This is a genomic window from Salmonella sp. SAL04202 (genome assembly GCF_046550775.1).
Classification (GTDB): domain Bacteria; phylum Pseudomonadota; class Gammaproteobacteria; order Enterobacterales; family Enterobacteriaceae; genus Salmonella; species Salmonella enterica.
In genome coordinates this window covers 368,143-382,487 of record NZ_JBGDXK010000001.1, presented here as the reverse complement: position 1 = coordinate 382,487, position 14,345 = coordinate 368,143, and the positions used below count along the sequence as shown (strand labels likewise).

Annotated in this window: 16 protein-coding genes; 10 read left to right on the top strand and 6 right to left on the bottom strand. The window is 50.7% G+C overall.

Annotated elements, in window-relative coordinates; all coding sequences use genetic code 11:
* Window positions 1–100 precede the first annotated feature (100 nt).
* From dacA to lipA, 5 genes are all read left to right on the top strand, one after another.
* Window positions 101–1,312, top strand: coding sequence for a D-alanyl-D-alanine carboxypeptidase DacA (dacA, locus tag ACLJQJ_RS01870; RefSeq protein ID WP_000858711.1), 1,212 nt, complete (start codon window positions 101–103; stop codon window positions 1,310–1,312).
* A gap of 107 nt (window positions 1,313–1,419) precedes the next feature.
* Window positions 1,420–1,683, top strand: coding sequence for a DUF493 family protein YbeD (gene ybeD, locus ACLJQJ_RS01865; RefSeq protein WP_000850547.1), 264 nt, complete (start codon window positions 1,420–1,422; stop codon window positions 1,681–1,683).
* Window positions 1,684–1,782: 99 nt separating this feature from the next.
* Window positions 1,783–2,424, top strand: a complete 642-nt coding sequence (lipB, locus tag ACLJQJ_RS01860; protein WP_000284009.1) for a lipoyl(octanoyl) transferase LipB — start codon at window positions 1,783–1,785, stop codon at window positions 2,422–2,424.
* 301 nt (window positions 2,425–2,725) lie between these two features.
* A complete protein-coding gene (locus ACLJQJ_RS01855; RefSeq protein WP_001282817.1) occupies window positions 2,726–3,679 on the top strand; it encodes a YbeF family transcriptional regulator in 954 nt (317 codons plus the stop codon).
* Between the two features lie 205 nt (window positions 3,680–3,884).
* Window positions 3,885–4,850 (top strand): lipoyl synthase, encoded by a 966-nt coding sequence (gene lipA, locus ACLJQJ_RS01850; protein ID WP_000042640.1) that lies wholly within the window; start codon window positions 3,885–3,887, stop codon window positions 4,848–4,850.
* Window positions 4,851–4,935: 85 nt separating this feature from the next.
* On the opposite strand, the gene tatE is transcribed toward lipA, so the two are convergent.
* Together tatE and ACLJQJ_RS01840 are read right to left on the bottom strand one after the other, a co-directional pair.
* Window positions 4,936–5,139, bottom strand: coding sequence for a twin-arginine translocase subunit TatE (gene tatE / locus ACLJQJ_RS01845; protein ID WP_000503938.1), 204 nt, complete (start codon window positions 5,137–5,139; stop codon window positions 4,936–4,938).
* A 128-nt stretch (window positions 5,140–5,267) separates the two neighbouring features.
* Window positions 5,268–6,056, bottom strand: a complete 789-nt coding sequence (locus ACLJQJ_RS01840) for a deaminated glutathione amidase (protein WP_001523350.1) — start codon at window positions 6,054–6,056, stop codon at window positions 5,268–5,270.
* Between the two features lie 90 nt (window positions 6,057–6,146).
* On the opposite strand from ACLJQJ_RS01840, the gene crcB reads away from it, so the two are divergent.
* Window positions 6,147–6,530, top strand: coding sequence for a fluoride efflux transporter CrcB (gene crcB / locus ACLJQJ_RS01835; RefSeq protein WP_000939753.1), 384 nt, complete (start codon window positions 6,147–6,149; stop codon window positions 6,528–6,530).
* A gap of 57 nt (window positions 6,531–6,587) precedes the next feature.
* On the opposite strand, the gene cspE is transcribed toward crcB, so the two are convergent.
* Window positions 6,588–6,797 carry a transcription antiterminator/RNA stability regulator CspE gene (gene cspE / locus ACLJQJ_RS01830; protein ID WP_000034826.1) on the bottom strand — a complete coding sequence of 70 codons (210 nt, stop codon included), beginning with the start codon at window positions 6,795–6,797 and terminating at the stop codon, window positions 6,588–6,590.
* A 187-nt stretch (window positions 6,798–6,984) separates the two neighbouring features.
* Window positions 6,985–7,557, bottom strand: a complete 573-nt coding sequence (gene pagP / locus ACLJQJ_RS01825; protein ID WP_001623090.1) for a lipid IV(A) palmitoyltransferase PagP — start codon at window positions 7,555–7,557, stop codon at window positions 6,985–6,987.
* A gap of 378 nt (window positions 7,558–7,935) precedes the next feature.
* Here pagP and dcuC point away from each other — a divergent pair, with 378 nt between their 5' ends.
* A complete protein-coding gene (gene dcuC / locus ACLJQJ_RS01820; protein WP_063808920.1) occupies window positions 7,936–9,321 on the top strand; it encodes an anaerobic C4-dicarboxylate transporter DcuC in 1,386 nt (461 codons plus the stop codon).
* Window positions 9,322–9,374: 53 nt separating this feature from the next.
* Here the strand turns inward: dcuC and dpiA are convergent, their stop codons facing one another.
* Both dpiA and dpiB read right to left on the bottom strand, forming a co-directional pair.
* Window positions 9,375–10,055: a two-component response regulator DpiA gene (gene dpiA / locus ACLJQJ_RS01815; RefSeq protein ID WP_000138786.1), complete on the bottom strand. Its 681-nt coding sequence runs from the start codon at window positions 10,053–10,055 to the stop codon at window positions 9,375–9,377.
* Window positions 10,024–11,685: a sensor histidine kinase DpiB gene (gene dpiB / locus ACLJQJ_RS01810; RefSeq protein WP_023206859.1), complete on the bottom strand. Its 1,662-nt coding sequence runs from the start codon at window positions 11,683–11,685 to the stop codon at window positions 10,024–10,026. The genes dpiA and dpiB overlap by 32 nt, the downstream gene beginning before the upstream one ends.
* Before the next feature lie 384 nt (window positions 11,686–12,069).
* On the opposite strand from dpiB, the gene citC reads away from it, so the two are divergent.
* Genes citC through citE form a run of 3 tightly spaced genes read left to right on the top strand, consistent with a single transcriptional unit; the run spans window position 12,070 to window position 14,344 of the window.
* Window positions 12,070–13,146, top strand: a complete 1,077-nt coding sequence (gene citC, locus ACLJQJ_RS01805) for a [citrate (pro-3S)-lyase] ligase (protein ID WP_000467872.1) — start codon at window positions 12,070–12,072, stop codon at window positions 13,144–13,146.
* Window positions 13,143–13,439, top strand: coding sequence for a citrate lyase acyl carrier protein (gene citD, locus ACLJQJ_RS01800; RefSeq protein ID WP_000700679.1), 297 nt, complete (start codon window positions 13,143–13,145; stop codon window positions 13,437–13,439). The genes citC and citD overlap by 4 nt, the downstream gene beginning before the upstream one ends.
* A complete protein-coding gene (citE, locus tag ACLJQJ_RS01795) occupies window positions 13,436–14,344 on the top strand; it encodes a citrate (pro-3S)-lyase subunit beta (RefSeq protein WP_000622342.1) in 909 nt (302 codons plus the stop codon). Before citD ends, citE begins: the two co-directional genes overlap by 4 nt.
* Window position 14,345 lies beyond the last annotated feature (1 nt).

Genomic DNA, 14,345 nt, shown 5'->3' with positions numbered 1-14,345 from the left:
CATTAACAAAGTCACGCGGAAAGTCAGATGCCTGCCAGTTATGCTTTTGCTATAGTAGGGCTCTTTTTTTAATTTCATCACGGACGTCGTAGTTCAGACCATGAAGACCACTTTTTCCGCTCGTTTTATGCAGCGCATGGCGCTCACCACGGCGCTTTGTGCCGCGTTTATCTCAACCGCACATGCCGATGACCTGAATATCAAAACTATGATCCCGGGCGTTCCGCAGATCGATGCGGAATCCTACATCCTGATCGACTACAACTCCGGCAAAGTTCTGGCGGAACAAAACGCCGACGAACGTCGCGACCCGGCTAGTCTGACGAAGATGATGACCAGTTACGTCATCGGACAGGCAATGAAAGCGGGTAAATTTAAAGAAACCGACCTGGTTACCGTCGGTAATGACGCCTGGGCCACCGGCAATCCGGTATTTAAAGGCTCCTCGCTGATGTTCCTCAAGCCGGGAATGCAGGTACCGGTCTCTCAGTTGATACGCGGCATCAATCTGCAATCCGGCAATGACGCCTGTGTGGCGATGGCTGATTTCGCCGCCGGTAGCCAGGATGCTTTCGTCGGACTGATGAACAGCTATGTGAACGCGTTGGGGCTGAAAAATACCCACTTCCAGACCGTACACGGCCTGGACGCCGACGGACAATACAGTTCAGCTCGCGATATGGCGCTGATTGGTCAGGCGTTAATTCGCGATGTGCCTAACGAATATGCCGTTTATAAAGAAAAAGAGTTCACCTTTAACGGCATTCGCCAGTTAAACCGTAACGGTCTGCTGTGGGATAACAGCCTGAATGTGGACGGCATCAAAACCGGCCATACCAGCAAAGCGGGCTATAATCTGGTCGCTTCCGCAACCGAAGGCCAGATGCGGTTGATTTCCGCCGTAATGGGCGGACGAACCTATAAAGGCCGTGAAACAGAAAGCAAAAAACTGCTGACGTGGGGCTTCCGTTTCTTTGAAACCGTTAATCCGCTGAAGGCTGGTAAAGAGTTCGCCTCTGAACCCGCCTGGTTTGGTAATACCGATCGCGCCTCGCTGGGCGTTGATAAAGACGTTTACCTGACGATCCCTCGCGGCCGCATGAAAGATTTGAAAGCGAGCTATGTACTGAATACCGCAGAACTGCACGCGCCGCTGCAGAAAAACCAGGTGGTCGGCACCATCAACTTCCAGCTGGACGGTAAAACCATCGAGCAGCGTCCGCTGGTCGTACTGCAAGAGATCCCGGAAGGGAACTTCTTCGGTAAAATCATTGATTACATTAAATTAATGTTCCATCACTGGTTTGGATAAAAATTGAACGCTTGAAAGTGTGATTTTCGTCCCCATATACTATGCATCAGTAAAACTCCCGCCCTGTGGCGGGAGTTGTTATTTTTTTACGTAATGCCGGAGCTGACATGAAAACCAAACTTAACGAACTGCTTGAATTCCCTACGCCATTTACTTACAAAGTAATGGGGCAGGCGTTACCTGAGCTGGTTGATCAGGTGGTTGAAGTGGTACAGCGCCATGCGCCTGGTGATTACTCTCCGACGGTAAAACCGAGCAGCAAAGGCAACTACCACTCGGTCTCTATCACCATTAATGCCACCCATATTGAACAGGTTGAAACGCTGTACGAAGAACTGGGCAATATTGATATCGTGCGAATGGTATTGTAATACATCCAGACGGTTACCCGGTCTTATCCGGGTAACTCCCCGCCTCCCCCGCTGTGATATACTTTCCTCTCTTTTTTCATTCTCTACGGAGATGCCGTTTTGTATCAGGATAAAATCCTTGTCCGCCAGCTCGGCCTTCAGCCCTATGAAGCTATCTCTCAGGCCATGCATAACTTTACCGATATGCGCGATGAAAACAGCCATGATGAAATCTGGTTGGTTGAGCATTACCCGGTGTTTACCCAGGGCCAGGCCGGTAAAGCGGAACATATATTGATGCCTGGCGATATTCCCGTTGTGCAGAGCGATCGTGGAGGACAGGTGACCTATCATGGTCCGGGCCAACAGGTAATGTACGTTTTACTTAACCTGAAACGACGTAAACTGGGCGTGCGTGATTTAGTCACCCTACTTGAACAGACCGTGGTGAATACGCTGGCTGAAATTGGTATTGAGGCGCATCCGCGCGCCGATGCGCCGGGCGTCTATGTGGGTGAAAAGAAAATCTGCTCGCTGGGTTTACGTATCCGTCGCGGCTGCTCATTCCACGGTTTAGCGCTAAACGTTAACATGGATCTTTCTCCTTTCCTACGCATCAACCCGTGTGGTTATGCCGGCATGGAAATGGCCAAAATAACGCAGTGGAAGGAAGACGCTACCACGGATAATATTGCGCCCCGCTTGCTGGCGAATATTTTAGCTCTGCTAAATAATCCACCGTATGAATATATTGCTGCTTAATGCGTAAAATATAATGGCCCAAGAAATTTATGGGTCATTAATCATATATGATTTGAATGCTTTACTTCTCCCCCCGCTTTCTATATTTTCGTTATATCCCTGCTGTAGCCGCCAGGCGGCATGGCCTCTTCAGTCCTCATGATGAGGAATTTTCCGTGAACAAAATCCCGGCCTTGCTGTTACTTATCTTATTGAAATGACTAAAAATACATTCATAAGAGTAATTTTAAAACCAACCCATAAATGCAAAATATACTATTTCATCTATTATTCATAATACGAATGAATTCGGAGCCAGAGCGTGAGTGATAATAATCAGGCAGAAAGACAACCGGCCGATCAACACCTACAGGACAAACCGCAAATTTTCAGAACACTGAGAAATATTGACCTCAATCTGTTGACGATTTTCGAGGCCGTATATGTCCATAAAGGGATCGTCAATGCAGCGAAAATTCTTAACCTGACGCCGTCAGCCATTAGCCAGTCCATTCAAAAATTACGGACTATATTTCCCGATCCGCTGTTTATTCGCAAAGGCCAGGGCGTAACGCCCACGACGTATGCTACGCATCTGCACGAATACATCAGCCAGGGGCTGGAATCTATTCTTGGCGCCCTGGATCTTACGGGCAGCTATGATAAGCAACGCACCATTACAATTGGCACGACGCCTTCGGTCGGCGCGCTAGTGATGCCGATTATTTACCAGGCCATCAGGCCGCGTTATCCTCAGCTTTTGCTGCGCAACATTCCGGTAGACGATGCCGAAAGCCAGCTTAGTCAGTTTCAGACCGATCTCATTATCAATACCCATAGCTATAACAACCGGAGCATTCAGCATCACGTCCTGTTTAGCGATACGCTTGAGATTGTCTGCCGCCAGCATCATCCGTGTCTGGCGAACGCCATTACTGAAGAAAGACTGAACAGCGCGGATCACACCTTTCTGATGCTGGAGGGACAACATCTTTCCCTGCTGCGCCAGCGACTGCAGGAGACATTTCCCGATCAGCAAATCAGTTTTAGCAGCTACAATATTTTTACCATTGCCTCGCTGATCGCCAGCAGCGATCTGCTGGGACTGATGCCCACCCGCTTCTACGACTTATTTAGCCGTTGCTGGCCGCTTGAACGCCTTCCCTACGCGCCGGTGAATAGTGAACAGGTCGAGTTCTCGCTGCATTACAATAAACTGAGTCTGCGCGATCCGGTGCTGGAGAACGTCATTGATATCATCCGTGAGGCGTTCTGACAAAAATGTTGCATTCAGGTCACGGAAGATATGGGCAAACAGCACAAAACAACAACTATTTTACATTTTGCCGGGCTGTCAGGCTGCTTTATGGCCCTTATCAATGATATACTGCGTGTCACAAATTCAAAAATAGTTGATAAATACAACTTTCCCTTGAATTGAAACGCTTTCCTTCGTTATTCGCAACTGGAACACGCACGCTATGAGTAAACCCATTGTGATGGAACGCGGTGTAAAATACCGCGATGCCGATAAGATGGCTCTTATCCCGGTTAAAAATGTGGTCACAGAGCGCGACGCTCTACTACGTAAACCGGAATGGATGAAAATAAAACTTCCGGCGGATTCTACCCGTATCCAGGGCATCAAAGCCGCAATGCGCAAAAATGGCCTGCATTCTGTCTGCGAGGAAGCGTCTTGCCCAAACCTGGCTGAATGTTTCAACCACGGTACCGCTACGTTTATGATCCTTGGCGCCATTTGCACTCGCCGCTGTCCGTTCTGTGATGTCGCCCATGGCCGCCCCGTTGCGCCGGATGCGGAAGAGCCGCAGAAACTGGCGCAAACGATCGCCGACATGGCGCTACGCTATGTGGTCATCACCTCTGTCGACCGTGACGATCTGCGTGACGGCGGCGCCCAGCACTTTGCTGACTGCATCACCGCCATCCGCGCCAAAAGCCCGGAGATAAAAATAGAGACCCTGGTGCCAGACTTCCGTGGACGTATGGATCGCGCGCTGGATATCCTTAACGCGACGCCGCCGGATGTGTTTAACCACAACCTGGAAAACGTGCCGCGTATTTACCGCCAGGTTCGTCCGGGCGCCGATTACAACTGGTCGCTGAAATTACTGGAACGCTTCAAAGAAGCACACCCGGAAATTCCAACAAAATCGGGTCTGATGGTGGGCTTAGGCGAAACCAATGCGGAAATCATTGAGGTTATGCGCGACTTACGCCGTCACGGCGTTACCATGCTGACGCTTGGTCAGTATCTACAGCCAAGCCGCCATCACCTGCCGGTACAGCGTTATGTCAGCCCGGAAGAGTTTGACGAGATGAAAGCGGAAGCTCTGGCGATGGGCTTTACCCATGCCGCCTGTGGCCCCTTTGTACGTTCTTCGTACCATGCTGATCTCCAGGCCAAAGGCATGGAAGTGAAATGATCGTGTAATAGACGCTTACATTTCAGGCAAAAAAAACCGGCAACTTGCCGGTTTTTTTACTCTGCGGAGCAAGCGCGTTGCGCTATTACTCTTTATGCGAGAGTTTTTCAGCCTGAACGCTACCGTCGACGTCTTTCTTAACGCCCGCGTCTTCATCGTTCATTGCTTTCTTGAATCCTTTAATCGCCGTGCCCAGGTCTCCGCCCAGCGTACGTAACTTCTTGGTACCAAACAGCAGAACAACCAGTGCGGCAACCACCAGCAGTTTGGTAATACTAATCTCACCCATAGATACCTTCTTCACTAAAAACAGGCTGCGTAACGCGCCGGATTAACCTGAGAATATTAACGGTCTTTCGACGCGCGCACACAATAGCAATCTGTAACAAGGTGAATCAAGCTTTGCGTAAAAAAACATCATAATAATTGCGGTGGCGCAAATCGTCGTTGCTGCAAAAGAGGAAGTTGCTCCCGCACCTGGTCTATTCGTTCTCTGAATATTTCCGCGACGATCAGCGCCGGACGATCGGCTGCCGCGGCTATCGTTACCCCCAACGGATCGATAATACGACTTTGACCAATATTACGATTACCACACTCCCCGGCCGCAATCATATAGCAGGTGGAATCCAGCGCTCTCGCCGCCAGCAGCGTCGACCACTGCTGCTCTTTCAACGGGCCGCGAACCCAGCCCGTCGGCAGCGCCAATACGTCAGCCCCCTGTAAAGCCAGCGCTAACGCCATATCCGGAAAGCGCAGGTCATAACAGGTCATAAGCCCCACCTTAACCCCCTCCACGTCCAGCACAGGCGCGATAACGGTTCCGGCATCAATACTTTGGGATTCTTGCATCGAAAACGCATCATAGAGATGCAGCTTCGCGTAACGCGCGACAATGTGACCCGCCCGTAGCGCCACCAGCATATTAACCGCCCGTCCAGGCGTTGACGGGACAAGGATAGTGAATATCGTCGTCATATTATTATGAGCGCTTTCTTCCAGAAGCCGCGTCATAAACGCGCCATCCAGCGGCTGCGCGGCGCGAATCGGCAGGTCAAGGTCGATGTCATCTCGCGCTAATATCCCCTCAGGCAACACCAGAAGCGATACGCCGCGGCCCGCCGCCTGAGCCATTAACGAAACGCAAACTTGCGCATTCTCTTCCCATACAGAACTCACCACAAACTGCCCGGCTGCAACGAACATATCCCCTCCCACACCTCTGTCAGGACTCGCCAATTATGCGTGTTCGGCGTTACACTCCTCTTGTATAGCAATTAAATAAAGGATTCGGCAGTGTTACAGCTTCTTTTAGCAGTTTTTATCGGCGGTGGAACGGGGAGCGTAGCCCGGTGGATGCTAAGTATGCGTTTTAATCCGCTTCATCAGGCGATTCCCATCGGTACGCTAACAGCAAATTTGCTTGGCGCGTTTATTATCGGCATGGGGTTCGCCTGGTTTAACCGCATGACACATATCGATCCGATGTGGAAAGTGCTCATCACAACCGGCTTTTGCGGCGGCCTGACGACCTTTTCTACTTTTTCTGCCGAAGTGGTATTCTTGCTGCAAGAGGGGCGCTTTGGCTGGGCGCTGCTGAATGTGCTGATTAACCTGTTAGGTTCGTTTGCCATGACGGCGCTGGCATTCTGGCTATTTTCCGCCGCAGCGGCGCGTTAAGCGCAAAAAAAACCCGCCGAAAGGGCGGGTTTTGAAATCTTGCTGTCGGACGTATGCTTACAGAGCAGTTACGTTTGCAGCGGAAGGGCCTTTGGCACCGTTAGTGATTTCGAACTCTACGCGCTGACCTTCAGCCAGAGTTTTAAAACCATTGGTCTGGATTGCAGAGAAGTGTACGAACACGTCTTTGCTGCCATCTTCCGGAGTAATGAAACCGAATCCTTTGGATTCATTAAACCACTTAACGTTACCTTTAATCTTAGACATCAAAATTACCTTTACATGAAAAATAGACACAAATGCTGTGTCGGATACCAGTACAACAATTGTGATGCATTTTGTCCAGTCGAACTTTGCGAAAAAGTGATAAATATCGCGTTAATTTTTAGCTAACTCTATCTACTTATTGTTTTTTAAGGCTTTTTAATTCACAACAGAACAATGCCCTTCCCCGTCAAAACTGGAAACGCATCCAGGCGAAATAGACGTTTCCGTTGTTATACGAACCCGGAATGTAGGTCATCTGAAAGGTAGCGGGACCATAGCCTATCGACGCTAAAGGCAACAGCACAGGGATGGGAATATAATTCCAGTTGTCGCGCGCGGTAACGCCTGCGGTAAAGCCCAGTCCCAGACGAAAATTATCGTCTTCCAGCGGTCGCCAGGTTTTTTCCCAGCCATAACCGCCTATGGGTTCCCATTTGTTAAATGAATCTTTAAAGGCCATCATATAGAGGCCATGCCAGTTGCCTTTATCGTCCCAGCGCGACTGACCAAAACCAACGCCCCACGGCCGCTCGTTATAGCGATCCGTTTTCTCTTTATCGTAGGCAAAGCGCGCATGCCAGGTAATGGCGGGGACATACAAATCATAATGCTCAGGCTGTCGCCACGTTTCTGCGACGTTATCGGTAAACGTGTTAAACCACCCTTTATCCGCCGCAGAGACTGAAGGAATAGCCAGCCATGGCATAACAAGGAGAGCAATAATAAGAAAATACTTTCTGATAATCATCACAACAGCCATACCGTTCAAAAATTCGACTGTGATAATAACAACATTAACCTGAATAAAATCTTAACAAACTATAAACAGAGAATAATCTGAGAGAGTATCGGGTTAACGGCGTTTGATTTAGCACTCAGAACCGTCGCGCGCTCCTTAATAAGCTTTCACAAAAAACACAAAACAAAGCACAACAAATAAAACAATAAAATAACAATAAATTAATACTTATAGCGCTACAGAAAATTCGTATAAGCATATTTCATCTTTAGCGATGACATGAAAAAATAACCGCGCCGTGATTTTAATCAGTAAGGCGCCATCCTTTATTCGGTACATTTTTATACCGCTTTTGTGGCTCTTATTTTTACTCTGGGTGTCGATAAGACAGGGGAAACAATGCTAACAGTTATAGAACTCCTTATCGGAGTCGTCGTTATTTTGGGTGTAGCGCGCTACATCATTAAGGGATATTCCGCCACTGGCGTTTTATTTGTCGGCGGTCTGGTTCTGCTTATTATCAGCGCGCTGATGGGGCATAAGGTATTACCTGCCAGCGAAACCAGTACCGGCTATACCGCAACAGATATTGTTGAATACATCAAAATTTTGCTTATGAGTCGCGGCGGCGATCTTGGCATGATGATCATGATGCTGTGCGGCTTTGCCGCCTATATGACGCATATCGGCGCGAATGATATGGTCGTGAAGCTGGCGTCGAAACCTTTACAGTACATAAACTCGCCCTACCTGTTGATGATTGCCGCCTATTTTGTCGCCTGCCTGATGTCGCTGGCCGTCTCTTCCGCGACGGGGCTTGGCGTACTGCTCATGGCTACTCTCTTCCCGGTGATGGTCAACGTCGGCATTAGCCGCGGCGCGGCGGCGGCTATTTGCGCCTCTCCGGCCGCCATCATCCTCTCGCCAACGTCTGGCGATGTGGTTTTAGCCGCAAAAGCGGCGGAGATGCCGTTAATCGATTTTGCGTTCAAAACCACGCTGCCGATTTCCATCGCCGCCATTATCGGTATGGCGATTGCGCACTTTTTCTGGCAACGCTATCTGGATAAAAAAGAGAACATTTCACATGAGATGCTGGACGTGGCGGAGATTACCACCACGGCCCCGGCGTTTTATGCCCTTTTGCCGTTCACGCCCATTATCGGCGTACTGATTTTTGACGGTAAATGGGGGCCGCAGTTGCACATTATTACCATTCTGGTGATCTGTATGCTGCTGGCCGCCGTGCTGGAATTCGTGCGCGGCTTCAACACGCAAAATGTGTTTTCCGGCCTGGAAGTGGCTTATCGCGGCATGGCGGATGCGTTTGCCGGCGTTGTGATGCTGCTGGTCGCGGCGGGCGTTTTCGCCCAGGGGCTGAGCACCATTGGCTTTATCCAAAGTCTGATCTCGATTGCCACTTCTTTTGGTTCCGCCAGCATTATTCTGATGCTGGTATTAGTGATTTTAACCATGCTGGCCGCGATGACCACCGGTTCAGGCAATGCGCCTTTTTACGCCTTTGTTGAGATGATCCCTAAACTGGCGCACTCCTCCGGCATCAACCCAGCCTATTTATCTATCCCAATGCTGCAAGCCTCAAACCTGGGGCGCACGATTTCGCCGGTCTCCGGCGTCGTGGTCGCTGTCGCCGGGATGGCTAAAATATCACCGTTTGAAGTGGTGAAGCGCACGTCCGTTCCGGTCATCGTCGGTCTGTTGATCGTCATTATCGCCACGGAAATTATGGTGCCAGGCGCCTCTTCCGCCGTTACTGGCGGCTGATAGCCCGTAAGCCGGGGCGAGGGAAAACATCGCCCCGGCATCTTAAACCAGGCTTAGCCGCCGTGGTAAATACGCTGCGGCCTGCCCACTTTGCCATGAATAATCTCTGCGACAATCAGGTGCCGACTCGCGCAATATTCCAGGTAGCGTCGGGATGTGGTGCGGCTTATCGTTAAGGCCTGCGCGACCGTTTCAGCCGTATGGCGTACGGTTGGATCGGCAAACAGCTTCATCACCGCATTAAGGGTTAAGGCATCAATACCGGTCGGCAAATCCCCTTTCGGTTCGCCGCGCGCATAGGCGTTGAACATTTCATCTATCTGCTTCTGACTTGCGCTATCCGCGCTCGCCAGCATACGTCTGCGCTGTTGATAGCGGGTCAGCGTCTGCCCCAAACGCTCATAAGCAATAGGTTTGACCAGATAATCAAACGCACCGCTACGTACCGCTTCCGCTACCGTCTCCATGTCACTGGCGGCGGTCGTAAACACGACGCCGCCGGGATAGCGCGACTGCATTAATTCATGCAGCAGCGTAATCCCCTTCCCATCCGGCAGATAATTATCCAACAGAATTAATCCAGGTTTGAACCGGTCAATCATCATTCTCGCCTGCGCCAGATTGCCCGCCAGCCATATCTGGTTAAAGCCAGGAATATGGCGGATATATTCTGCGTGCATTTCCGCCAGCAGCGTTTCATCCTCAACGATCAATAGGGTTAATGGTTCTGTCATCGTTTTTTTTCACTTTCGGAAGGAATAAAGAAAATAAGGTGCCACAAGGATCATTGTCTTCCAGCGTAATGACCCCGCCACAGCGCCCCACATAACTTGCAATCAGATATAACCCGATACCATGCTCACCGGGTTCGTCGGTTCGGGTACTTACGCCCTGTTCAAAAATTTTTTCCCGCAGCGCTTCAGGAACGCCGCAGCCCTGGTCGGCGACCTCTATCACCACCTCGTCGCCCTCGTCGCTCAGGAAAAGTTCGATGGTATTGTCGCCTTCCTGTGTACGTAAACTCGCCTCAAACGCGTTATCCAGCAGATTCCCGACGATGGCGGCGAACTCCGTGCTATCCAGCCCCTCCGGCAGTTGATGTAGCTGGCTGCCGGGAACAATCACCATCTTGAGCCCCAGTTCACGCGCGCGCTGAACTTTGCCAAACAGCAAACCGGCCACCTGACGATCGGCGAAGGCGCCGCGTAAACTATCAATAAGTTGCTGCTGCGCCTGCGACTCACCCTGCACCATCTCTCTGACCCGATCATACTCTTTCATTTGCAGCAGGCCGTTCAGAGTCGACATCCAGTTCAGGTGCTCATGGCGTAGCGTGCGCAGGCTCTCAACATACTGTTTAATCTGGGTTAGCTGCGCGTTCAACGTCGCGATTTCATCTTTGCTGCGAAAACTAATAATAGCGCCCAGCAGCTCCTCGCCGGAACGGATAGCCTCACGATTGGCGATGACGCTCAGGCCATTGAAGTTGGCCATCACGTCCTGGCGTCTTTCTGCGATCTGGCAGGTAAAAAAGTCTGCCGGATTGACGACTTCCGCTATCAGCTTGCCCAGCCACTGACGCCCCGGCGACGGCAGCCCCAACATTTTTCTCGCATTGCGGTTAATCGCAGTGATATGTCCCTCCGGATCAACGGCGATCAGCCCTTCATAAACCGAGCTAAATAACGCCTCCTGCTGGCGTACCACGCGCGCAATCTGTTTCGGCTCCATGCCCAGCATTTGTCGGCGGATATGCGCGGCGAAAAACCAGGAAAGCAGCATTAATACCACCAGCAACAGGACAAAAACCCCCGCCATCGGTAATAAGAAGTCCAGCCGCCAGGAGTCGATTTTACTGACCAGATAGCCAATTGAAACAACGCCGATCACGTTGCCTTTATTGTCAAAGATAGGCGTTTTGGCGCGCATCGCCATCCCTATTGAGCCCTTACCGGTAATGAAATAACTTTCTCCTCTTTCCAGCGCGCCGGGTTTCGTAAACTGCATGGGATAGCCGATTTTTTCCGGATTCGGATGGTAAAGCCGGATCGAGTGGCGATCGCCTATCACCACATAGTCAAAATCCGTCCCGCGCTGCAGTTTATTCGCAATTATCGCCAGGCGTTTATAGTCCCGGTTTTTTACGGCAGCGATAATGCTGTCGTTAGAAGCAATAATTTTTGCCTGATTCATCGCCATATCACGAACATGGGACGCCAGATAATCTTCGAAACTGGCAGACAAATATTGTGCTAACGCTGCCACGATGAAAACAGAAACCACCAGAATGAGCAGAAAAATACGTAACGGAAACGCGAGTTGCCGAAAAAAAGGAAACAGCTTTTTATTTTTCTGATAGGACATTAAGGTTCCTTATGGGCATTTCTCTTCAGATTTATCGCAAATGTAATAAAAATGTTTTCAGCATCTTGATGCATATAAAAACCAATCGTTACAGATTCCCCACATTAAATCAATTAAACAACTAAAACCCACCGCCGGAATGGCGATTAAATTAATTAAAAAACTTAAAACCATAAAACACTTAAAAACCATCTAACGCTTTGTGAAATAAATCAAAATTTACCACCAAAATACTCCTTACGATGTATACGTCAGAGAGAAAAATAAATAACTCGTCATAAAAAAACTCCCACTCTGACTGAAAAGAAAAAGTTATCAAGTTGCAACACAGCGCAACATATACAGAAAAGTGGCAACAAGCATATCACCAGGATATTTCTTACTATGTTTGGCAATAATGTATTCACTCGGGTAAAACGCTCTGAAAATAAAAAAATGGCGGAGATCGCTCACTTTCTCAAAGAGAATGATTTAAGCGTCGATACCACTGTAGAAGTGTTTATTACCGTCAGCCGTGATGACCGTCTTATTGCCTGCGGCGGTATTGCCGGAAATATCATTAAATGCGTGGCCATTAGCGAATCAGTACGCGGCGAAGGCTTAGCGTTAACGCTGGCGACGGAATTGATTAATCTCGCCTGGGAGCGGCACTGCACCCATCTTTTTATTTATACCAAAACGGAATACGAAGCGCTGTTTAAACAGTGCAGCTTTTCGACGATAGCCAGCGTCCCTGGCGTGATGGTCTTAATGGAAAATAGCGCGACCCGGTTGAAACGGTATGCGGAATCGCTGGCGACATTGCGTCACGAGGGAAAGAAAATTGGCTGTATTGTGATGAACGCCAATCCTTTCACGCACGGCCATCGCTATCTGATCCAACAGGCGGCGGCACAGTGCGACTGGCTGCATCTGTTCCTGGTCAAAGAAGATACATCACGCTTTCCCTATGAAGACCGACTCGATCTGGTCCTTAAAGGGACTACCGATATCCCGCGCTTAACCGTTCACCGCGGCTCCGAATACATTATTTCTCGTGCGACGTTCCCCTGCTATTTCATTAAAGAGCAGAGCGTCATTAATCACTGTTATACCGAAATCGACCTGAAGATTTTCCGCCAGTATCTGGCGCCCGCGCTTGGCATCACACACCGCTTTGTCGGTACGGAGCCGTTTTGTACCGTTACCGCCCAGTACAACCTTGATATGCGTTTCTGGCTGGAGACGCCAACGCTTCCCGCCCCACCCATTACGCTGGTGGAAATAGAGCGGCTTTGCTTCCAGGAGACGCCGATATCCGCCTCATGGGTACGCAAGCTGCTGGTTAAACACGATCTCACGGCTATCGCGCCGCTGGTTCCCGACGCCACCCTGCGCTATTTGCAGGGCATGGTCGAACGCCATCCGGGCAGCGCGGCAGCCCGTCAAAAGTCCCCCGTATTAGCAACAGGTGAAAAATGAAAATAAACCAGCTAGCCGTCGCAGGCACGCTTGAGTCCGGCGATGTGATGATACGCATTGCGCCGCTCGATACGCAGGATATTGACCTGCAAATCAACAGTAGCGTTGAAAAACAGTTTGGCGAGGCCATTCGCGCCACCATCCTGGAGGTGCTTTCTCGCTACGACGTGCGCGGCGTACAACTGAACGTCGATGATAAAGGCGCTCTGGACTGCATTTTGCGCGCCCGACTGGAAACGCTACTGGCGCGCGCCAGCGGTATTGCCGCTCTGCCCTGGGAGGATCGCCAATGATTTCCGCCTCTCTGCAACAACGTAAAACCCGCACCCGCCGCAGTATGTTATTCGTACCGGGCGCCAACGCGGCGATGGTGAGCAATTCGTTTATCTACCCGGCCGACGCGCTGATGTTCGACCTGGAAGACTCCGTTGCATTACGCGAAAAAGATGCGGCGCGCCGTCTGGTATATCACGCGCTGCAACACCCGCTTTACCGTGACGTCGAAACCATCGTCCGCGTGAATGCGCTGGACTCCGAATGGGGCGTCAACGATCTGGAAGCGGTCGTGCGCGGCGGCGCGGACGTGGTGCGTTTACCGAAAACCGACACCGCGCAGGACGTCATTGATATCGAAAACGAAATTCTGCGCATTGAAAACGCCTGCGGTCGCGAACCGGGCAGTACCGGCCTGTTAGCCGCCGTGGAATCGCCGCTGGGTATTACCCGCGCGGTAGAAATCGCCCACGCCTCTGAACGGTTGATCGGGATTGCGCTGGGCGCGGAAGACTATGTTCGCAACCTGCGCACCGAACGCTCTCCGGAAGGCACCGAACTGCTGTTCGCCCGCTGCGCCATTTTGCAGGCCGCGCGTTCCGCCGGTATTCAGGCCTTCGATACCGTCTATTCCGACGCCAACAACGAAGCCGGTTTCCTGCAAGAAGCCGCCCACATTAAACAGTTGGGCTTTGACGGTAAGTCACTGATCAACCCCCGCCAGATAGAACTGCTGCACAACCTTTATGCGCCGACGCGTAAAGAGGTCGCCCATGCGCGTCTGGTCGTTGAAGCCGCAGAAGCCGCCGCCCGCGAAGGTCTCGGCGTCGTTTCCCTTAACGGCAAGATGGTCGACAGCCCGGTGATTGAACGCGCCCGTCTGGTGCTCTCCCGTGCAGAACTTTCCGGTATTCGCGAAGAATAAG

Excerpts from the sequence above, each read along its gene's own strand:
- citC (WP_000467872.1), top strand. The coding sequence starts at position 12,070 with ATGTTTGGCAATAATGTATTCACTCGGGTAAAACGCTCTGAAAATAAA.
- ybeD (WP_000850547.1), top strand. The coding sequence starts at position 1,420 with ATGAAAACCAAACTTAACGAACTGCTTGAATTCCCTACGCCATTTACT.
- ACLJQJ_RS01840 (WP_001523350.1), bottom strand. The coding sequence starts at position 6,056 with ATGTTCGTTGCAGCCGGGCAGTTTGTGGTGAGTTCTGTATGGGAAGAG.
- dpiA (WP_000138786.1), bottom strand. The coding sequence starts at position 10,055 with ATGACAGAACCATTAACCCTATTGATCGTTGAGGATGAAACGCTGCTG.
- pagP (WP_001623090.1), bottom strand. The coding sequence starts at position 7,557 with ATGGCTGTTGTGATGATTATCAGAAAGTATTTTCTTATTATTGCTCTC.
- tatE (WP_000503938.1), bottom strand. The coding sequence starts at position 5,139 with ATGGGTGAGATTAGTATTACCAAACTGCTGGTGGTTGCCGCACTGGTT.
- citD (WP_000700679.1), top strand. The coding sequence starts at position 13,143 with ATGAAAATAAACCAGCTAGCCGTCGCAGGCACGCTTGAGTCCGGCGAT.
- cspE (WP_000034826.1), bottom strand. The coding sequence starts at position 6,797 with ATGTCTAAGATTAAAGGTAACGTTAAGTGGTTTAATGAATCCAAAGGA.
- dcuC (WP_063808920.1), top strand. The coding sequence starts at position 7,936 with ATGCTAACAGTTATAGAACTCCTTATCGGAGTCGTCGTTATTTTGGGT.
- dacA (WP_000858711.1), top strand. The coding sequence starts at position 101 with ATGAAGACCACTTTTTCCGCTCGTTTTATGCAGCGCATGGCGCTCACC.
- dpiB (WP_023206859.1), bottom strand. The coding sequence starts at position 11,685 with ATGTCCTATCAGAAAAATAAAAAGCTGTTTCCTTTTTTTCGGCAACTC.
- citE (WP_000622342.1), top strand. The coding sequence starts at position 13,436 with ATGATTTCCGCCTCTCTGCAACAACGTAAAACCCGCACCCGCCGCAGT.
- lipA (WP_000042640.1), top strand. The coding sequence starts at position 3,885 with ATGAGTAAACCCATTGTGATGGAACGCGGTGTAAAATACCGCGATGCC.